Source organism: Roseixanthobacter liquoris, from assembly GCF_043195135.2.
Taxonomy (GTDB): Bacteria; Pseudomonadota; Alphaproteobacteria; order Rhizobiales; family Xanthobacteraceae; genus NCEH01.
The window spans coordinates 129078-148821 of sequence record NZ_CM195537.1 but is presented as its reverse complement, the minus strand read 5'-3'; the positions used below and the strand labels follow the sequence as shown (position 1 = coordinate 148821).

Here is a 19744-nt window from a genome sequence, read left to right as displayed (position 1 = left end):
ATGGCCATTCGCGTCGGCATTGGGGGATGGACGTTCGAGCCCTGGCGGGGCACGTTTTTTCCCGAGGGTCTCAAGCATGCGAAAGAGTTGGAATTCGCCAGCCGGGCGGTGACCTCCATCGAGATCAACGGCACCTTCTATCGCGGGCAGACGCCCAAGACCTACAAGAGCTGGGCGGACCAGGTCCCGGAAGGATTCGTGTTCGCGCTTAAGGCGACGCGCTTCTGCACCCATCGGCGCGTCCTGGCGGAGGCGGGCGAGAGCGTCGCGCGCTTCGTGGAGGGCGGCATCGCCGAGATGGGCGAGAAGCTCGGCCCCATCAACTGGCAATTCGCGCCCACAAAGGCCTTCGATCCCGAGGATTTCGGCGCCTTCCTCGCCCTGCTTCCGCAGAGCGTCGGCGGGGTGAAGCTGCGCCATGCGGTGGAAGTGCGTCACGAAAGCTTCTGCACGGCGGATTTCGTCGCACTGGCCACCACGCACAAGGTGGCGATCATCTATGCCGACAAGCCCGGCTATCCGGCCATTCCCGATATCACGGCGGATTTCGTCTATGCCCGGCTTCAGGACGCGCGGGAGGAGGTGGACACCGGCTATGAGCCGAAGGCCCTCGACCAGTGGGCGGCGCGGGCGGCAAGCTGGGCGGACGGCAAGGTGCCGAAGGACCTGAAGCCCCTGGCTGGCAAGGCGTCCGCGAAGGCTGCGGGCGCGGCCAAGGGCCCGCGCGACGTCTTCGTCTACATGATCAATGGGGCGAAGATTCGGGCTCCGGCGGCGGCGCAGGCTTTGCTGGCGCGTGTGGGAGATGAGGGTCCCTGAGAAAGCCGAGCATATCGGCGGCGCGGGTGAGCACGCTGAACAAGATGGCCGTGGACCAGCCGAACATCAGCATGCCGTTGGCGGCCGTCACCGGGCCGAGCAGCCGCCAGTCGTAGGTGGGCAGGATGTCGCCATAGCCAAGCGTCGTGAAATTGACGAACGCCAGATAATAGGCGTCGTCCGCGTTCTTCACCGCGTGGAGTGCCTGATAGGCGAGCGCCCACACGCCCACCTGGAGCAGATGGGTCAGCGTGAGGAGGGAGCCCGTGACCACCATGCCCAATTGGAGCGTGATGTAGCGGCGCCGGAAATGCCGGCCGTGGGTGAGGTGGCGCATCACCGTGACCAGGCCCACGCTGGCGAGCGCCTGGATCGCCACGTTCACGAGGCTGATCAGCAATCCGATGAAGAGTTCGCCCGACATTGCCGCGCCCGCCGCCCGGGCGCGCACGCCCCTTGTCTTCTCATGGCGGCAAGGGGCGCGCGGTGCAAGGGGCGCGCGGCGCAAGGGGCGCGCGGGAAAGGGGACGCGGCAAGGGGGACGCGGCGCAAGGGGACATCGTCCGCCGGGAACTGCGGCCCCGCCCGCGCGTTTTTCCGCCGGGGGGTGTTGCCGGAGGGCGGAGCTTCCTTGCCTTCCGGCGAACGGCAGGAGGCGGCACATGAGCACGCAGGCGGCGAGCACCGACAAGCCGGTGAAACTCCAATACTGGTCCAGCTCCCATTCGGTGAACGCACCCGACCGCTGGCCCGAGCCCTATGGTTTTGAAACCGTGGAGGACGCGATCGCATTTGCGGCCACCCAGGCGCCGGCGAACCGGGAACTGGCGTGGCTGCGCAAGCCCGACGGCACAGTGATGACGCCGGAGCAGATCCAGCGCGCGTTCCAGTTGCGGCACGGCTGACGCAGCGCCGGACGCCGCTCGCGACGCCCCGGATTGCTTTAGCCGGGCGCATGTGTATTTTGCACCGCGAAATTCGCGGGAGCGGGTCCGAGGTATCGGGCCCGCGTTTTGGTGTTTGAGAATCTTATGAAGCTGCGCAACATCGCCATCATCGCCCACGTCGACCACGGCAAGACGACGCTGGTGGACAAGCTGCTCCAGCAATCCGGTTCGTTCCGCGACAACCAGCGCGTCGCCGAACGCGTCATGGATTCCAACGATCTGGAAAAAGAGCGTGGCATCACCATCCTCGCCAAGGCCACCTCGGTGGTCTGGAAGGATATCCGCATCAACATCGTCGACACCCCGGGCCACGCCGATTTCGGCGGCGAGGTGGAGCGCATCCTCTCCATGGTGGACGGCGCCATCGTGCTGGTGGACGCGGCCGAAGGGCCGATGCCGCAGACCAAGTTCGTGGTCGGCAAGGCGCTGAAGATCGGCCTTCGCCCGATCGTCGCCATCAACAAGGTGGACCGGCCGGACGGTCGCCCGCAGGAAGTCATCAACGAGGTGTTCGACCTGTTCGCGGCGCTCGACGCCAATGACGACCAGCTCGACTTCCCGATCCTCTACGGCTCCGGCCGCGACGGCTGGATGGCCCATTCCCCGGAAGGCCCGAAGGACGAGGGCCTCGCCCCGCTGTTCGACCTGGTCGTGAAGCATGTGCCGCCGGCCCATGTGGACGACGCGCCGTTCCGCATGCTGGGCACGCTGCTGGAAGCCAACCCGTTCCTCGGCCGCATCATCACCGGCCGCATCTCCTCGGGCACGGTGAAGCCGAACCAGTCCATCAAGGTCATCGACCGCGAAGGCAATCTGGTGGAAACCGGCCGCGTCTCCAAGATCCTCGCCTTCCGCGGCATCGAGCGCCAGCCGATCGAGCAGGGCGAGGCGGGCGACATCGTCTCCATCGCCGGCCTGGTCAAGGGCTCGGTGGCCGACACCTTCTGCGATCCTTCCGTGGACACGCCCATCCAGGCGCAGCCGATCGATCCCCCCACCGTCACCATGTCCTTCATCGTCAATGATTCGCCGCTGGCGGGCACCGAGGGCGACAAGGTGACGAGCCGCATGATCCGCGACCGCCTGTTCAAGGAGGCCGAGGGCAACGTCACGCTGAAGATCGAGGAATCGGCCGACAAGGATTCGTTCTTCGTCTCCGGCCGCGGCGAATTGCAGCTCGCCATCCTCATCGAGACCATGCGCCGCGAGGGCTTCGAGCTGGCCGTCTCGCGTCCGCGCGTCGTGTTCCACCAGGGACCGAACGGCGAGACGCTGGAGCCGGTGGAAGAAGTCGTCATCGACGTGGACGAGGAATATTCCGGCACCGTCGTGCAGAAGATGTCCGAGCGCCGCGCCGAGATGATCGAGATGCGCCCCTCGGGCGGCAATCGCCAGCGCCTGGTGTTCCATGCGCCCACGCGCGGCCTCATCGGCTATCAGTCGGAACTGCTCACCGACACGCGCGGCACCGCCATCATGAACCGCCTGTTCAAGGCCTACGAGCCCCACAAGGGCGAGATCCCGCAGCGGATCAACGGCGTGCTGATCTCCAACGAAGCGGGCGAGGCGGTGGCCTATGCCCTGTGGAACCTGGAAGACCGCGGCCCGATGATCATCGAGCCGGGCTGGAAGGTCTATCAGGGCATGCTGGTCGGCATCCACAACCGGGACAACGACCTGGAAGTGAACGTGCTGAAGGGCAAGAAGCTCACCAACATCCGCACCACTTCCAAGGACGAGGCGGTGCGCCTGACCCCGCCGATCCGCATGACGCTGGAGCGTTCGCTGGCCTGGATCCAGGACGACGAGCTGGTGGAAGTCACCCCCAAGTCGATCCGCCTGCGCAAGCGCTGGCTCGATCCGAACGAGCGCAAGCGCAACGAGCGCAAGTCCGAGACCGCGACCGCCTGATCGCAGCCTCTTTCGCGACGCTTTCACACCCTCGGCAGACCCCTGCCGGGGGTGTTCTGTTTTGCGGGATGCGATCCCGCTTCCGCGCCGCCGGCCTTGCGGCCGGGCCCATGGCAACAAATAGCTGTGGGCGCGGCCGGCGGGGCGCAAGCGTCGAAACAGGTTGGCGGGCGAGGATTCTGCCGGTCGGCCCGCACGCGGCAGCGAAATCCGCATTTCTCTGGGGAACCCGCAAGGCAATGCGCAGCGTTGACAGTTGGCTAAAGCGCTCCTACCACTGTTAAGCCGGCCGGTTTGCAAGAACAGAGACAAGGGGTGGAGAAACGCTTCGCCTCTGGTCTCAAAGAGGATCAAATCGCATGGCTCTACGTGTCTCGGGTAAGAATATCGACATCGGAGAGGCCCTCCGGACCCGCTTGTCGGACCGGATTTCCGAGGTGATCGGGAAATATTTCGACGGCGGCTGGTCTGGCCATGTCACCGTTGCCCGCGATGGGTCCGGATATCGCTCCGAGTGCATGCTGCACCTCGATTCCGGCGTCAATCTCCAGGCCCACGGAAACGCGCATGACGCGAATTCCTGCGCCGATGCCGCCGTCGACAAGGTGGAAAAGCGGCTGCGCCGCTACAAGCAGCGCCTCAAGGACAAGCACGGCCACGGCAATGGCGATCTCAAGGGCGAGGATATGAGCGCCCAGAGCTACGTGCTGTCCACTCCCGACATTGAGACCGACGAGGAAATCGAGGGCTGGAGCCCCACCGTCGTCGCCGAGCAGGTCACCAAGCTGCGCAGTCTTTCGGTGCGCGATGCGGTGGTTGAGCTTGAGATTACCGGGGCATCCGTGGTTGTCTTTCGCCATGCCAACCACGGGCGGATGAGTGTGGTCTACCGCAGGCCGGACGGGCATGTGGGCTGGATCGATCCCTCGGCCTTCGCCCTTGAGGAAACCCATTGACCGGCACCTGGGCTTGGGAATAGCGTCCCTCGCGTTCTCGGAGCCCACCCCGGCCGCCAGTCGCCAGGGATTTTCAACCTATGCCTCTCGCCGATCTTCTCGCCCCTGATGCGGTTTTCCCGTCCTTGAGGGCGAGCAGCAAGAAGCAGGCTCTCCAGGAGCTTGCCCAGCATGCCGCGGTGCTCATCAACCGCGATGCCCGGGAGATATTCGAGACGCTCCTGCAACGCGAGCGTCTCGGATCCACCGGCGTCGGGAGCGGCATCGCCATTCCGCACGGGAAGCTGCCGAAGCTCGACAAGCTGTTCGGCGCCTTCGCGCGTCTGGAAAAGCCGATCGACTTCGAAGCGCTCGACGGCGAGCCGGTGGATCTGGTGTTCCTGCTCCTGGCGCCCGAAGCGGCGGGAGCGGACCATCTCAAAGCCCTGGCCCGGGTCGCGCGCATGCTGCGAGATCCGGAGATCGCCGAAAAGCTGCGCGCCTCGCGCGATGCGCGCTCGATCCACACGCTGCTCACCGCCGCATCGGCGTCCGACGCGGCCTGAGGCGCTCAGATCTTCGAGGATGGAAAGTGAGGCGGCCGGGAACGGGCGCCGCATGCGCTTTTCACGCAGGGGAAGTGACATCTTTTAGCCGCATGGAGCTTAGCCGCATGGAGCCGGCGTCGACCCAGGCAGCCGCTCCCGCAAGCAGCCGCGCCCGCAGGCGCGGCGCTTCCTGGACGTTCAATGCACCGAAACCGTCACCAGAGCGTGCTCGCTGGCATTGGCGAGCGCGGCTTCCCGGCTGTCGGTGAGCATGATGGGCGTGCCATCGGCGGCGTGCAGGGTGAACAGGGTCAGCCCCGGCGCGATCTGCGGCGCCTGGGGGAACAGGCGCGGCACGTCTTCCGACCGGATGGTGCGCAAATAGGCGATCTCGCCGCCGCCCAGGCCCGCGAGGGCTTCCGGACTGATGGGCGTGATGGCGGTGTCCGTGGTGCTCTTCTCAATCATTTTCTCAACCTCTCCATTCCGCAACGCCGACCTATCCCTTCCGTTCCTTCACGGTCGGGCGACGATGTCGATGCGCTTGGCCTGCCGGGTCGGTTCCGGGCGGACGAGATCGATGGACAGAAGTCCGTTGCGCAGTTCGGCGCCGAGCACATTCATGCCCTCGGCCAGAACGAACGTGCGCTGGAACTGACGGGCCGCGATCCCCCTGTGCAGGTAGATCCGGTCTTCCCCATCCTCGACCTGGCGGCCGCGAATGGTCAGTTCCTTCTCCTCAAGGGTGACGTCGAGCTGTTCGACGGTAAACCCCGCGACGGCGAGCGTGATCCGCAGCCGCAGCGGCGCGCCGGTGGACGAATCGATCCTCTCCACATTGTAGGGAGGATAGCCTTCGGCCCCCTTGGTCACCCGATCGAGCACCCGCTCGACCTCGTCGAATCCCAGAAGGAAGGGGTTCGACAATGAAGAGATCCGCGACATAAGCCAAAGTCCTTATCAAGCGACTTTGCGGTTCGGATGCCGCCCTATCCGGGCCGCATCCATCGGGACCCCATGAGGCACCCCGACGCCTCTCCATATGGGCAGCATGTCGCGCTGCCGCAAGGTGGCGCGCGCCGACGGGTGGGCGGCGCGGGCGGCACGCGGGGACGGGCGGTGGAGGAGAGGCGGGGCGGGCGAGAACCGGCGCGCCCCGCCTTGGGAAAGCTCACGCCGCGCGGCGCGGCCCGACGGTGGTGCGGGGCGCGAAGCTGTCCGCATCGGCGGCCCGCCATTCCGCGGCATAGGGGGTATCTTCCGGCGCCTCGTTGAGCACGCCGGAGGAGACGAAGGGATAGAGCCGGTCCAGCGGCTGCACCTGCACCGGGGTGACGCGATGCCAGATATGGTGCGGCAGCAGCTCGTTCGGATGATGGAGCCCGGCGGCCGCGACCAGGTCGGCCAGTGCTTCCACGGTGTGATGCTGGAAGCTCGCCACCCGCTTCGCCTTCTCCTCCACCACGAGGCCGCGCTGAAGGTGGGGATCGTTGGTGGTGATGCCGGTGGGGCACTGGCCGGTGTGGCAGCGCATGGACATGACGCAGCCGAGCGAGAACATGAAGGCGCGGGCGGCGTTGCACCAGTCGGCGCCCACTGCCATGTTGGCCGCCATGCCGAAGCCGGAGGTGACCTTGCCGGCTGCGGCGAGCCGCACCTGGTCGCGCAGCCCGGTGCCCACCAGGGCGTTGCGCATGAGGATGAGCCCCTCGCGCAGCGGCATGCCCATATGGTCGGCGAGTTCCTGCGGCGCCGCGCCGGTGCCGCCCTCCGAGCCGTCCACCACCACGAAATCCGGGGCGATGCCGGTTTTCAGCATGGCCTTGACGATGGCGAAGGTCTCGCTCGGGTGGCCGACGCACAGCTTGATGCCCACCGGCTTGCCGCCGGACAGCTCGCGCAGCTGGGCGACGAAGTCCATCATCTGCGCCGGGGTGGCGAAGGCCGGATGGCGCGAGGGCGAGATGCAATCCTCGCCCAGCGGGATGCCGCGGATCTCGGCGATCTCCGGCGTTACCTTGGCGGCCGGCAGAACGCCGCCATGGCCGGGCTTCGCGCCCTGGGAGAGCTTGATCTCCACCATCTTCACCTGCGGGTCGGCGGCCTTTTCGGCGAACCGCTCGGGGCAGAAGGAGCCATCCCGGTTGCGGCAGCCGAAATAGCCCGAGCCCAGTTCCCAGACGATGTCGCCGCCGTGGATGCGGTGATAGGGGGACAGCCCGCCCTCGCCGGTGTCGTGATAGAAGCCGCCCTGCTTGGCGCCGAGATTGAGCGCCTCGATGGCATTGTGTCCGAGCGAGCCGAAGCTCATGGCGGAAATGTTGAGCGTCGCGGCGGCGTAGGGCTTGGTGCACTCCTTGCCGCCCACCTGCACGCGGAACGGTTCCTTCGCCACCGGCGTCGGCGCCAGCGAATGGGTCATCCATTCATATTGCGGCGCCTGGGTGTCGATCTCGGTGCCGAAGGGCTGGCGATCCTCCTCGCCCTTGGCGCGGGCATAGACCAGGCTGCGCACGTTTCGATTGTAGGGATGCCCCTCCAGATCGTCCTCGACGATATATTGCCGCAGATAGGGGCGCAGCGCCTCGAAGATCCAGCGCACGCTGCCGATCACGGGATAATTGCGCAGCAGCGAATGATGCGGCTGCAACACGTCGAACACGCCCACCAGCACCAGCGGAAACAGCACGCAGAAGACGAACAGCCATGCCGGGTGCGAGGTGAAGGACAAAATCAGGCTGAGCAGGGCAAGGCCCGAAACCAGCCCGAACAGGCTGTAGCGACGCATGAGCATCATGGTGCTCGGTTCGATGGCGCCCGGCATGAGTCTCCCCCCCCCGACAATCTTGTTGAAGGGAACCTAAGCCGTTGCGCCGCCCGGCACAATGAAGCTTCCTGGCCGGGCTCAGACGCGGACGGCGGGGACCGTGGCGAGGAACCGCTGGGACAGGGCGCGGACGGTGTCGACCTGCGCCGGCAGCTCGCTCCAATAGCGCCGGTGCAGCTCCAGATTGACGATGGCGCCGGCATCGAAGGTGCAGCGCGCCGCCAGTTCGTCCCAGGGAATGGCGCCCCAGCCCACCGGCAGATGCAGGTCGCCTTCCCCGAGCGCGAGGCGCTCGGCTTCGTCGATGGTCCAGCTTTCCAGCGGCCGGCCGAAACTGTCGTGCACATGCACGTGCCGGGCAAACGGGGCGAGCACCGCGACCTCGGTAAGCAGGTCGAGCCCGGCGTCGGTGCAGCGCAGGAAGGCATGGCTCACGTCGAGCGTCGCCCGCACGAAGGGATGGCCGATGGCGTCGATTTCCTCGGCAAGCCGGGAGGGAACGGCGGTTTCCCGCATCGCCTCGAAGCGGAACACGTTTTCCACGCACAAGGTGACATTGGCTTCGGCCGCCCGGTCGCCGGCCTGCCCGAGCGCCTCGCGCTGGCGGGAATAGGCGACGCGGATATGGTCGTCCGGATCGCGCACGCAGCCCGTATGCAGCACGAGATTGACCGCCTTGAGGGCTCCCGCGACGGTGATGGCGGCGTCGAGGAGCGACTTGTGATGGGCGAGGCGCGGCCCCTTTTCCATGAGGTTGATGGCGAGCGGCCCGTGAACGGTGTAGCCGAACGGCCGATTTTGCGTGATCTCCACCAGCCGGGCGAGGCGATCCTCCAGCACGCGGCTGTTGGCGATCAGGGTCCAGGCGAAAATGGGCAGCTCGACGAAATCGACGCCGAGCCGCTCGGCTTCGTCCAGCTTCGGGGCAAGGTCGTCAAAGTCGGGTGACGTGGCGCGGATGGAATAACCGATGCCTCGGACGCCGGGAGGAAGCGCGCGCGTGTTCATCCGTCTGTCCCCGTAAGTGTTGCCGGCGCCCGTAAGGTCAACCACCTTGGCCTCGGCTGATGGGCGCACAATAGATCCGGACGGGTGCGACCGCATCTTGTTTTTTGCGGCGCATCAAAATGCCGAAGCGTGCTGTGCGCGCTGACGCTGCGACGCGGCTCAGCGGGTCGTCTTCTGCACCAGGGCCCGCACGTCCCGCGCCAGATGGATGGCGTCGAACGGCTTTGCGATCACGCCGACGGCCCCGAGGGTCATGAAATGGGCGATCTCGTGGGCCTGGGTCCGCGCGGTCACGAAGGCGACGGCGGCGGGGGGCACCAAGTGGTGCTGCTGAAGCTGCCGCAAGGTCGTGGGGCCGTCCATGGACGGCATCATCACGTCCAGCAGGATGAGATCGAAGGCGTGCTCGCCTGCGAGCGCCAGCGCCGCCGTCCCGGAGGCCGCTGTGTCCACGGCGATCTGCGGGTCGAGGCTGAGGGCGAGCGTCACGATCTCCCGGATGTCGGGCTCGTCGTCAACATAGAGGATGTGCAGCCTCACGCGCTTTGTCTCCCCTGTCCGCCGGGGGAGCCGGACACGTGGTCGATCACGACATCGAACATGGCCGGCAGCGCGGCGGGCTCGCTCTGGAACATTTGGTCCAGCCGCCGCGCCATCAGCGGGTCGTGGCTGCGCGGCGAGAGCATCGCCAGCGGCAGATGGTTTTCCGCGCAGAAGCGGCACAGCGACGACAGATGCTCCAGCGACAGGTCGAACGGCCACATGTCGACGATCACCAGGCGGCAGTCGCGCTGCGCCAGGATGGCGTTGGCATCGTCCAGGCTGGCGGCGGGGATGACTTCCACCAGGTCGCGCAGGGCCTGGGCGACGGCGCGGCGCGATTCATGGGCCTGCGAGAGATGCAGCACGCAGCCGGTGCGCGCCAGCACGGCGCTGCGGGAAATCAGGGCGATCAGGCGGTCGCGCTCGGGGGGAATGTCGAACCAGTCGGCGATCTCCACCACCGGCCCGCTGCCGCTGCGCGAGAGCAGGATCAGCGGCGTGGTCCGCGTGCGCTCGGCGCGGCGCAGGGAGCGGATCAGCGCGATCCCATCGGAATCGCGCAGCCGCAGCGCCAGCAGAATGACCGAATAGGGTTGGACCGCGGCATGTCCCTCCGCCTTCGCGGCGGTGTCGGCGCATTCCACCACGATGCCGTGGCCATTGAGCGCGGCCGTGATGATGTCCGTCTGCTCGGCATCGCCGCTGACCAGCAGGACGTGGGCGGCGGACGGGCCGCCCTCGGGCGGCGGCACCGGCAGGCGGGCGGGCAGGTCCACCATGAAGGTGGTCCCGAGCCCTTCGTGGGTCTCGAACGAGACCCGGCCCGCGTGGCGCTCGACGATGTCCTTCACGATGGCGAGCCCGAGCCCGGTGCCGCCGCGCTGGCGCGAGTCGGAATTGTCGGCCTGGGCGAAGCGGGTGAACATGTTGGCGCGGAACGCCTTGGGAATGCCGGCGCCATGGTCCTGCACGCAGGCGCGCACGATCTCGCCGTGTCGCTCGACCCGCAGATGGACGACACCGTCCACGGGCGAGAACTTGACCGCGTTGGAGATCAGGTTGGTCAGCACCTGGATCAGGCGGTCGTGGTCGCCGACCACCGTGGAATCGCCCTCCTCGATGTCGAGGGCGAGGCGCACCCGGTGCTCGTCCGCATAGGCGGTGTTCTGGTCGATGGCTTCGCGCGCCACCTGCGCCACCGAAACCGGCGCCCGGGCGAAGGCCACCGAGGCGGATTGCATCTTCTCGATGTCCAGGATGTCGTTGATCAGCCGCACCAGCCGCCGGCTGTTCTGGTGGGCGATGCCGACCAGCCGCTTGGCGGCGTCCGGCAGCGGCCCGGCCGCGCCGGCATCCAGCAGGCCCAGGGAGCCGGCGATGGAGGTGAGCGGCGTGCGCAACTCATGGCTGACGGTGGAGACGAAATCATTCTTCATGATCTCGGCGCGCTTGCGCTCGCTGACGTCGTGCAGGATCGCGACGAGGCGGTTGCCGTCGCTCTCGCGCATCTGGCCCACCGCCACGTCGATGGGGAAGGTCGTGCCGTTCTTGCGCCGGCCGGTGAGCTCCTGCGCGTGGCCCCCGTCGAGCGCGAAAGTCTCCAGCCGGTTCAGCAGATCGGCGTCGCTGCGCCCTTCGCCCAGCACGAACAGCAGGCCGAGATGGCGTCCGGTCAATTCCTCCGGCGACCAGCCGAACATGCGGATCGTCACCGGGTTCGCGGTCTCGATGATGCCCTTGCTGGTGATCACCACGATCGCGTCCATCGCGCTGGCGAGGATCGCGCGGTGGCGCGCCAGCGTATCGGCCAGGGCCAGTTCCGCGCGGCGACGCCCGACCAGATGGGCGATCATCACCAGGCTCGACCCGCCCACCACCGTGATGGCGGCGGCCAGCAGCAGGAGCAGCGTGCGCTTGGTGCGCTGGCCGGCGATGCGCACTTCATAGGTCTTGCGCTCGATCGCCTCGACCTCGGCGCTGCGCACCTGCTCCACCACCTGGCGGATCCGGTCCATGAGCGCCTTGCCGCGGCGGGTCTCCATCACATTGGAGGCGGCGAGGGCTCCGGCGGCATTGCGGGTTTCCACCATGTCGGCGAGCAGCCGCATTTCCTGGTCGGAATAGCGGGCCAGTTCGCCGAGCGAGATGGCGTGCTGCGGACGCTCGGCCGACAATTGGGCCAGCGCGTCAATCTCCTTGCGCATTTCCGCGCGCACCTGGTCCAGCGGCACCAGGAATTCGTCGCGCCCGGTGACCACATAGCCGAGCCCGCCGGCTTCCGCGGTGAGCAATTTCTCGTAGATGCGCTGCAATTGGGCGCGCAGGGCGGTGGAATAGAGCAGATCCTCCCGCATGTGGTTGCCGGTGGCGAATTCGCGGAAGCTGGCGATGCCCACCGCCATGACGATGGCGACCGAAAGCAGGGCGCCGATCAGCCCGATGATCGTCACCGAGCGAATGGACCGCCGGTAGGCGCTGCCCTTGAGGCTCATGGGCGTGATCCGCCGGCCCATGCTCCGGGAGGCGCCCCCGGCGATGGGGCGCGAACGAACCCGCATGCGCCGCGTTCAACCGCCTTGGCCGGCGCGTGCCTGGCGCGAACCTGCATCCCTAGCCCCATCTCCCGCGGCGTATGCCGGCGTGGTCGCGAAGCCTTGTCCATCGTCCCGTCCGACGCAAGGGCGTGCGGGGAGAAATTTGGGGGTTCAGCAGATCCGAGGCCCGACGGAAGCCAGGATCTTGCGGCCTCTACCGGGCCTTCTCCGGCATGGTCAGGCCGAGCCAGCTGTCGAGGAAGCAGTCCAGCCAGCGGCAGACGGCGGGGTCGTAGCGGCTCCAGCCGGCAAGATGCGCCTCCCCCGGCTGGGCGCCCGGCTTGGTGAGGTGATGCGCCCCCCGCGTCGCCCAGCGGCACATCATGTCCTGCGTCACCTCCGGATGGAACTGGAGGCCGAAGGCATTGTGCCCGTGGCGAAACGCCTGGTTCGGAAAGGTCTCGCCCTGGGCCAGCAGCTCGCTGCCGCGCGGCAGGTCGAAGCCTTCCGAATGCCAGTGGTAGACATGGCTCGGCCAGGGCAGAAGGTCGCGGCCGAGATCCGTGGGGACGAGCGGATAATAGCCGATCTCGCTCATGCCCTCGGCGTGGTGCGAGACCTTGGCGCCCAGCTGCACCGCCATGATCTGTGCCCCGAGACAGATGCCGAGAAGCGGCGTGTCGGCGGTCATGACCTTGCCGACGAAGTCGATTTCGTCGCGCATCCACGGCAGGGGATCGTTGACGCTCATGGGGCCGCCGAACACCACGACGCCGGCATGTGCGTCGAGATGGGCCGGCAGGGCCTCGCCGAGGGCGGGGCGGCGGATATCGAGCGTATAGCCGCGCTGCTCCAGCCGCTCGCCGATGCGCCCGGGCCGCGAATGGGCCTGATGGAGAATGACCAGCATGCGCCCCGCTTCCGGGGCCGGCATGCCGCTGTCGATCTCCGCGCTGTCGTCGTTAAGTGCTTTGTCCACCTTCTGTTTCCGTGTCGTCTCGGACTTCGCGGCGAATCCGTACCCGCTCGCGCGAGCCGACATTGAGCAGTTCGGCGGCGCGCCACACCAGATTATCCTCGAATTCGGACAATGCGCCATCGGCATAAGCGACTTCGAACATCATCTCCACCACCCGTTCGCGGCCCTGGTCGTCCAGGGCGCGATTGAGGATGCTGGTAAAGGAATAGAGATCGACCGCTTCCGCATCGCGCGCGATGGCGAGGTCCACAAGGGCGTCGGTCTCGGTCTCCACGAGGTCGAAGCGCGTCGAGAGAACGCTTTTAAGGACGTCGCGCTCCTGCTCGGTCACGGCGCCGTCGATCGACATCACGTGCACCAGCAGCACCGCCGCGGCGAGGCGGTAGTCATTCTCCACGAAGGTGCTGGCGTCGCGGTGGCCGCCGGTGATTTCGGTGATGAAGTCGGACAGCGCGCGGAACATGTGACCCCCAGGCCATGGCTCCGATCCAGTTGCCATGGGGTCAGGCGCCCTTGCAAGTCGAGATGGGAGAAGGACTTGTCCAGACAGGAAAATTCCGGCGCTGTGACATTCCGGTCACTCGCCGTTGACGTTCGGGAGCGGCTTGCGGGTGGTGCCCTGGATGCGGTTTGCGGCATCCCCGGCGGAGGGACGCGGCGGGGCGGGCGGGGGCGCGATCATCTGCTGGCGCGGGGCGGGGGGCGCGGTGTTCTGCCCCGGCACGCCGGGATAGGGCATGGTCTGGGTCTGGTAGGGCTGGACGCGCTGCACCTGCGCCGTCGCGGGGGCGGCGGCCAGGAGGGCGGCGGTCGCGATGAGGAAGAAACGCATTTTGACCCTCGTTCTCCGGTGGATGTCGGGACGATTTCGCATCGTTTCCACCGGTCTTACGCGCTTGTGACTTCAAAATACCAACAAAGGGACGGGGTGCGCTGTTCCTACACGTTCACGTGGCCGTGTGTCTCCCATCGTCTGCGTCCTTATTTCCCTAGAGGAATGTGTAATTTAATGCGTGTAAAGCGTGGACGTCGCAATAAAAACCTGAAGCGTCACCGTTAAATGGTTCCGATTCCGCCTTTCGATAAATGAAAAATCGGTGTCGGCGTGACCGTGACTGGCCTTGGCCGGGAACATAGCGCCCAGGGTGACGTTTGTTTCTCCGTAATCACGCGCTGAACGCGGCGCTAGAGAACGGAGTTTGTCATGAACACGAAGATGCTCACCGTCACCGCCCTGGCCGCGCTTCTCGCCGGCCCCGCCTTCGCCCAGACCGCGACGCCCCCGAGCGCCGCGCCGTCCGCGCCTTCCACCACCACCCCTTCCACCTCGACCATGCCCTCGTCGGATTCGAGCGCGATGCCGTCGTCGACCTCGGGTTCCTCGGCCTTCATCGAGAGCCAGAAGCAGGAGCAATGGCTCGCGACCAACCTGATCGGCACCAAGGTGCGCGGCTCGGCCGATGAGAGCCTGGGCGAGGTGAACGACGTGCTGCTGGATCGCAACGGCGCCGTAGTCGGCGCGGTGATCGGCGTCGGCGGCTTCCTCGGCGTCGGCCAGAAGGATGTCGCGGTGCCGTTCAACGCGCTCGAGCTGGTGCGCAATAACAGCGGCGATAGCCTGGTGCTGCGCAAGTCCAAGGACGAGCTGAAGGCGGCGCCGGAGTTCAAGGAATATACCGCCCCCGCCCCGACCCCGGCTTCCGCCGGCGGCACGGCCGGCGCTCCGGCGAGCCCGGCGCCCGCCGCGCGCTAAGCCGCACAGGGCGACCGACACAGGGGGTGGGCGCCGGAAGGCGCCTGCCCCTTCTTTTTGCTTTTTTGCGGCGGAGCGCCGGGTCCGGGGGGCTCTATCCCTTCGATCCGGTGAAGATGCTATCGTTTCCCCGCGCGTCACCGAGCGTTCGCGCGGCGGGCGAGGCAACCGCCCGAATGATGAAAGGGTAAGACGTGTCCCATACGCCTCAGCCGCGGGGCTTTGCCCTGCTGGTGGAAGACGAACCGTTCGTCGCGATGGTGGCCGGTCAGATCCTGGCCGATGAGGGATTCGAGGTGGTCGAGGCCGCCTCGGCCGCCGCCGCGTTGTCGCATCTCGAAGGCCGGCCGGGCGGCTATGCCCTGGCGGTGGTCGATCTCGGCCTGCCGGACATGCGGGGCGACGCCCTGGTGCTGGAGCTGCGCGGCCGCGCCAGCGACCTGCCGATCATTGTCGCCAGCGGATACGGCCTCGGGGAATTGCGGGATATTTTCACCACCGTCTCGCGGGTCGCGCTGGTGACCAAGCCTTACGACACCGCCGCTTTGCGCCGCGCCCTGGAAACCCTCGGGTTTGCGGTGGGGACGGATTAGGACCCGCAGGCGCGCGCCGTCTCCGGTCTTTGGTCGGTGGTCGTCTGTCGCACCTTAGGGCCGCCCGCGTCCCGCCGCTCCACGCGGCGTCGACCCGCACGCTGCCGGAAAGCCGCCACCGGCGGCTCCGGGTGGATGCGCGGGACAAGCGCCTGCACGAGGGGCGGATCCGGCAAGGGCGTGGCGCGATGAAGGTCGATCCGCCCTTACCGTCGCGCGCGGCCGCGCCTTCATCCCTGAATGCGCCTGTCGATCCTGCGATGTGGGGAAGCGAGCAGCGGTCATGTCGGAAGCTGGGGGGAGGGGAAGGGGTGAAGACCTCCGCCACGTCCGCCGCTCAGCGTTTCAAACGCAGGGTCGGCGCATGGGTTCCGCCGCGCATCCCATCGGCCGGGATTTTTTTTGCAGCGCACGGGGTTTCGCCCGGCCGGGAGCCGGTAGGGGGCCAGATCGTTTCCCGGTTTCATAGAAACGTCGCTCGAAAATGCTCGACCGGAGCGGCGCGGGCATGAAAAAGGCCCCTCCGGGGAGGGGCCTGAAGGGGTCTGACCTGAGGTGCGGCCGCGGCGGAGACCGTCTTTCAGTCCACCGCCGGGGGGCGAGATCGTTTCCCCGTTTCATAGAAACAGGGAAACGATCCAAGGTTTTGCGTCTACGCACTTTCTTCACGCGAACCGGTCTCCACTTCGCACGAAAATGCTCTAGCGGCGGCGGCCGAACAGGACCGCCTGTCCCACCCCGATCAGCGCCGCCACCGCCACGGTGGCAATGGGATGGCGCTCGGCCACCCGCGTCACCGAGGCGAAGGCGCTGAGCGACAGCGGCGCGATCCCCTGGCTTCGGCGTCCGGTGGTGGCGATGGCCGCGAACAGGCCGGCCACCACGAAGCCCGCCAATGCGGTGAAGAGCGCCGCCAGGGTCGGGTCGTAATGCTGGCTCAGCGCGTGATAGAGGCAGATGGCCAGGAAGGCCGCGCCGATCCACAGGAAGCCGACCGCCAGGAAGATCAGCAGCGCGCGGGCTGCCATGGACTTCACCGCCGAACCAGCAACTGGCCGAGCAGGGCGCCGGCGCCCGCGGCGATGGCGCAGGCGGCGAGCGGCTGGGCGAGGATGCGCTCGCGCAGGACGTTCACCTGCCCTTCCGCCCAATCGGTCACTTCGTCCGCGGCGGCTTCCGCTTCCCCGGCCGCGCCGCGCACGCCGTGGCGGGCGGTCTTGCCGAGCGTGTCCACCAATTGGGCGAAATCGGCCCGCAGCTTCTCCAAATCCTGCCGCAGGTCCGCGAGGCTCGGCTCCACGCCGGCGTCGAAGGGCTTTCCGGGGTTCGCATCCGGCTGATCGACCATGCTCTTTTCTCCGCTGTGTGGCAGCTTTCGCGCGGGCTCGAACCCGCTCGCGCACACAACGCGGAGAGCGCTGTCCAGTTCCAGTTCTTCGGGAGCGGGAGAGGGGCCGCGCCCCGCCGGCGCGGCGGGGCGAAAAGCAGGCGCAGGGGCACGGGACCCGGCAGGCGGGCCGGATGTCAGGCGGTGCGCGCTTCCGGCCCGAGGGTGCGCGCCTCGTGGAAGAACAGCGCCTGGGCGATGGTCGCCTTCACCGTCTCGCTAAGGAACGGCTTGGTGATGAGATAGGTGGGCTCCGGCCGCTCGCCGGTCAAAAGGCGATCGGGGAAGGCGGTGATGAAGATCACCGGCACATTGAAGGTCTGGAGGATGTCGGTCACCGCGTCGATGCCCGAGGAGCCGTCCGCCAGCTGGATGTCGGCGAGCACGAGGCCGAAATCGCTCTGCTGCGCCAGCTCCACCGCCTTCGAATGGGTGGGCGCGACGCCGACCACCTCATGGCCGAGCTCGGTCACCAGGGTCTTCAGGTCGAGCGCGATCACCCATTCATCCTCGATGATGAGGACGCGGGTGGCCAATTGCTCGTCGATCTCCTGCTGGGCGGCGACCACCTGGGCTTCCACCTCATCCAGCGAGACCTGGAGAATGGAGGCCGCCTCGGCGAAGGAAAACCCCTCCATCGCCGTCAACAGCAGCGCCACGCGGGAGGAGGAATCCAGCAATTGGAGACGCTGGTCGGCGCGGCTCGCAGCCGCCGCATGGCCGGCCGGGCGCCGGGTCCACACATGGTGGAACGCCTGGTAGAGCGCGACCCGCGGGGACACCGAGAGATCCAGCGGCACGGTCGCGTTGAGGATGCCTTGCAGGGTCGCCTGCACGATGCCGTCGCCGGCTTTCTGGGAGCCAAGAAGGGCGCGGGCATAACGGCGCAGATAGGGTAGCTGCTTGATGAGCTGTTGCTGTGGCATGCTCTCTCGCCTCGGGACAGGTCCCTCATAACGCGGCCGTGCGTGAAAAGTTCCCGTCGAAAGGAACTTTCTACCGCTCGTGCGCATTATAGAGGAGGTTGGTCGGCATTGCAGCATCCCCCGTGGGGCTTCGGCGCCGCCCGGCCGTGAACTGTTCCGTGAAAACAGCAGGGTCAGACCTGGCACGGCGGCCGGGTGGGGTGGTCAGGACAGGCCGAACCGCGGAGCGAGTCATGTGGTGGGTGAGAGGCGAGGCGGCTCGGGCGCGTCATCGCGAACGGGCGGCCATCTTCGCTTCTGCGGTCGGCCAGCCGCGTCATTTGCTGGATAGCGTGCGGCGCGGGCTGCTCGTTGTCATCCTGCTGGCGATCACGCCGATCGCCTCCGCGAGCATGTTGCAGGGCGTGCTGCAATTGCGTCGCGCGGGGGAGGAGGCGCAGCATCGCCTGCTCCAGGGCGCCATCGCCGGCGCCGGCAGCCAGCAGAATGTCTTCGCCTCCGCCGAGAACGTGCTCCAGGCCTTGAAGAATGTGCAGGCCGTGCGCGCCGCCGGGAGCGAATGCGCCCCCACCTTGTACGGCGCCACCCTCAGCCTGCCGTTCGCCTCCAATATCGCCCTGATCAGCAAGGACGGGCGCGTCGCCTGCTCCGCCCTCGCCTCGCCCGGGCAGGATCTGTCGGGGCGCGAATGGTGGCGCGAGGTGCTCTCCAGCAAGGCGTTCGTGATCAGCCATAGGATGCTGAGCCCGATCACCCGCCAGCAGATCCTCGCCGCCACCCTGCCGCTGTACGGGGAGACCGGCGTGTTCGAAGGCGCGATCACGATCGCCATCGACGCGGGCTGGCTGGACAATCTCCTCAAGCGCGAGACGCCCCTGAGCGACGGCGTCGCGGCGGTGCTGGACGACGACGGGACCGAACTGGTCTCGAACGCGCCGGATATCTCGCGCCGCCTGTTCGCCGACAATGCCGCCGTGCAGACCTCCGGCTCGCTTGAGGAAGCCACGGACGAAGCCGGCCGCTCCTGGACCTTCGCCACCGCGCCGCTGGACCGCCAGGGGCTGCGCGTGGCGTTCGCCAAGCCCACCGACCAATTGTTCGCCTGGACCACCCTGCATGTGGCGGTCAGCTTTGTGCTGCCGGTGGTGATGGTGCTGTTCACGATCGTCGCCATCTGGCTTGCGACCGACCGCATCGTGTTGCAATGGCTGCTGTATCTGCGCCGCGTGACGGCTGTTTATGCGCAGGGCCATTACGGCTTCCGCCCCTCGCGCATGGGGGATGCGCCGAGCGAATTCCGGGTGCTCGGCAATGCCATCGAGGACATGGCCCTGGCGGTGCGCGAGCGCGACGGCAAGCTGCGCGAGGCGCTGGCGCAGAAGACCGCGCTGGTGCGCGAGATCCATCACCGCATCAAGAATTCGCTCCAGGTGGTGGTGAGCCTGCTCAGCCTGTACGGCTCGGGCATCCCGCAGGGTCCGGACCGGCGGCGGTTCGAGCAATTGCGCACGCGGGTGAACACGCTGGCCGTCGTGCATCGCATCCTGTTCGAGGCCAATGAGGGATCGGAAGTGCGCCTGCGCGAGCTGTTGCGCGAGCTGGGGGCGCTGCTGGAAGGCTCGTCCGACCGCAATGTCATGGTGATCGTGGATGCCGAGGACGTCACCTTGTCCACGGACCTGGCGGTGCCGCTCGCCTTGATGCTGTCGGAGATCGTCATGGCCCTGTCGGTGAGCAAGGGGCGCGGGCCGGTGCGCATCGCGCTGCATTGCGTGCAGGACGCCGAGCTGATCGCCCTGCGGATCGAGATCGGCGAACCCATCGGCGATCGCCTGGCCGAGGGCAATGCGGACCTCGCCTATGGTTTCGCCCGGCAGATGGGCGGCTCCATCGCCACCGAGGAGAGCCCGACGGGGGCGCGGGTGATCGTGCGCTTTCCGCCCCGCCAGATCCATCGGGCGGCGTAACGCGATACCCCCTTTCCGGCGGCGGCACCTGGATAAGGACAGGTTCCTTGTCTTTAGTCGGAACCTC

General features: G+C 67.2%; 21 protein-coding genes. 8 read left to right on the top strand and 13 right to left on the bottom strand.

Going from position 1 to position 19744, the window contains the following annotated elements:
- The gene (locus V5F84_RS00715) at positions 1-819 is read left to right on the top strand and encodes a DUF72 domain-containing protein (protein WP_394043102.1); all 819 of its coding nucleotides are present in this window, start codon (positions 1-3) and stop codon (positions 817-819) included.
- Here the strand turns inward: V5F84_RS00715 and V5F84_RS00710 are convergent.
- Entirely contained in the window at positions 746-1243 is a 498-nt protein-coding gene (locus V5F84_RS00710) for a potassium channel family protein (RefSeq protein ID WP_394043101.1), read from the bottom strand. The genes V5F84_RS00715 and V5F84_RS00710 overlap by 74 nt on opposite strands.
- Positions 1244-1481: 238 nt before the next feature.
- Here V5F84_RS00710 and V5F84_RS00705 point away from each other — a divergent pair, with 238 nt between their 5' ends.
- The 4 genes from V5F84_RS00705 (at position 1482) to ptsN (ending at position 5178) form a co-directional block, all read left to right on the top strand.
- Entirely contained in the window at positions 1482-1724 is a 243-nt protein-coding gene (locus V5F84_RS00705) for a hypothetical protein (RefSeq protein ID WP_394043100.1), read from the top strand.
- Positions 1725-1850: 126 nt separating this feature from the next.
- Positions 1851-3677 carry a translational GTPase TypA gene (gene typA / locus V5F84_RS00700; RefSeq protein WP_394043099.1) on the top strand — a complete coding sequence of 609 codons (1827 nt, stop codon included), beginning with the start codon at positions 1851-1853 and terminating at the stop codon, positions 3675-3677.
- Between the two features lie 359 nt (positions 3678-4036).
- Positions 4037-4633 (top strand): ribosome hibernation-promoting factor, HPF/YfiA family, encoded by a 597-nt coding sequence (hpf, locus tag V5F84_RS00695; RefSeq protein ID WP_394043098.1) that lies wholly within the window; start codon positions 4037-4039, stop codon positions 4631-4633.
- Between the two features lie 80 nt (positions 4634-4713).
- Complete coding sequence (ptsN, locus tag V5F84_RS00690; protein WP_348845451.1) at positions 4714-5178, top strand: PTS IIA-like nitrogen regulatory protein PtsN; 465 nt, start codon at positions 4714-4716, stop codon at positions 5176-5178.
- A gap of 180 nt (positions 5179-5358) precedes the next feature.
- Here the strand turns inward: ptsN and V5F84_RS00685 are convergent, their stop codons facing one another.
- The 9 genes from V5F84_RS00685 to V5F84_RS00645 form a co-directional block, all read right to left on the bottom strand.
- Entirely contained in the window at positions 5359-5628 is a 270-nt protein-coding gene (locus V5F84_RS00685) for a BQ00720 family protein (protein ID WP_394043097.1), read from the bottom strand.
- 48 nt (positions 5629-5676) lie between these two features.
- A complete protein-coding gene (locus tag V5F84_RS00680) occupies positions 5677-6105 on the bottom strand; it encodes an Hsp20 family protein (RefSeq protein WP_348845448.1) in 429 nt (142 codons plus the stop codon).
- A gap of 226 nt (positions 6106-6331) precedes the next feature.
- Positions 6332-7984, bottom strand: a complete 1653-nt coding sequence (locus V5F84_RS00675) for an FMN-binding glutamate synthase family protein (RefSeq protein ID WP_394043096.1) — start codon at positions 7982-7984, stop codon at positions 6332-6334.
- An 81-nt stretch (positions 7985-8065) separates the two neighbouring features.
- Complete coding sequence (locus V5F84_RS00670; protein WP_394043095.1) at positions 8066-8995, bottom strand: sugar phosphate isomerase/epimerase family protein; 930 nt, start codon at positions 8993-8995, stop codon at positions 8066-8068.
- A gap of 159 nt (positions 8996-9154) precedes the next feature.
- A complete protein-coding gene (locus V5F84_RS00665; protein ID WP_394043094.1) occupies positions 9155-9535 on the bottom strand; it encodes a response regulator in 381 nt (126 codons plus the stop codon).
- On the bottom strand, positions 9532-12030 hold the full coding sequence (locus V5F84_RS00660; protein WP_394043093.1) for an ATP-binding protein: 2499 nt from the start codon (positions 12028-12030) through the stop codon (positions 9532-9534). Before V5F84_RS00660 ends, V5F84_RS00665 begins: the two co-directional genes overlap by 4 nt.
- 256 nt (positions 12031-12286) lie before the next feature.
- Positions 12287-13051: a glutamine amidotransferase gene (locus V5F84_RS00655; RefSeq protein ID WP_394043092.1), complete on the bottom strand. Its 765-nt coding sequence runs from the start codon at positions 13049-13051 to the stop codon at positions 12287-12289.
- The gene (locus tag V5F84_RS00650; protein ID WP_394043091.1) at positions 13035-13514 is read right to left on the bottom strand and encodes a tellurite resistance TerB family protein; all 480 of its coding nucleotides are present in this window, start codon (positions 13512-13514) and stop codon (positions 13035-13037) included. Before V5F84_RS00650 ends, V5F84_RS00655 begins: the two co-directional genes overlap by 17 nt.
- 114 nt (positions 13515-13628) lie before the next feature.
- A complete protein-coding gene (locus V5F84_RS00645) occupies positions 13629-13883 on the bottom strand; it encodes a hypothetical protein (protein ID WP_394043090.1) in 255 nt (84 codons plus the stop codon).
- 372 nt (positions 13884-14255) lie between these two features.
- On the opposite strand from V5F84_RS00645, the gene V5F84_RS00640 reads away from it, so the two are divergent.
- Both V5F84_RS00640 and V5F84_RS00635 read left to right on the top strand, forming a co-directional pair.
- Entirely contained in the window at positions 14256-14804 is a 549-nt protein-coding gene (locus V5F84_RS00640; protein WP_394043089.1) for a PRC-barrel domain-containing protein, read from the top strand.
- Positions 14805-14998: 194 nt separating this feature from the next.
- A complete protein-coding gene (locus tag V5F84_RS00635; protein ID WP_394043088.1) occupies positions 14999-15397 on the top strand; it encodes a response regulator in 399 nt (132 codons plus the stop codon).
- 701 nt (positions 15398-16098) lie between these two features.
- Here the strand turns inward: V5F84_RS00635 and V5F84_RS00630 are convergent.
- The 3 genes from V5F84_RS00630 to V5F84_RS00620 form a co-directional block, all read right to left on the bottom strand.
- Positions 16099-16425, bottom strand: coding sequence for a hypothetical protein (locus tag V5F84_RS00630; RefSeq protein WP_394043087.1), 327 nt, complete (start codon positions 16423-16425; stop codon positions 16099-16101).
- Positions 16426-16430: 5 nt separating this feature from the next.
- Complete coding sequence (locus V5F84_RS00625; protein ID WP_394043086.1) at positions 16431-16745, bottom strand: hypothetical protein; 315 nt, start codon at positions 16743-16745, stop codon at positions 16431-16433.
- Between the two features lie 176 nt (positions 16746-16921).
- On the bottom strand, positions 16922-17710 hold the full coding sequence (locus tag V5F84_RS00620) for a response regulator (protein ID WP_394043085.1): 789 nt from the start codon (positions 17708-17710) through the stop codon (positions 16922-16924).
- Positions 17711-17943: 233 nt separating this feature from the next.
- Here V5F84_RS00620 and V5F84_RS00615 point away from each other — a divergent pair, with 233 nt between their 5' ends.
- Positions 17944-19677 carry a sensor histidine kinase gene (locus V5F84_RS00615; protein ID WP_394043084.1) on the top strand — a complete coding sequence of 578 codons (1734 nt, stop codon included), beginning with the start codon at positions 17944-17946 and terminating at the stop codon, positions 19675-19677.
- Positions 19678-19744: the final 67 nt, after the last annotated feature.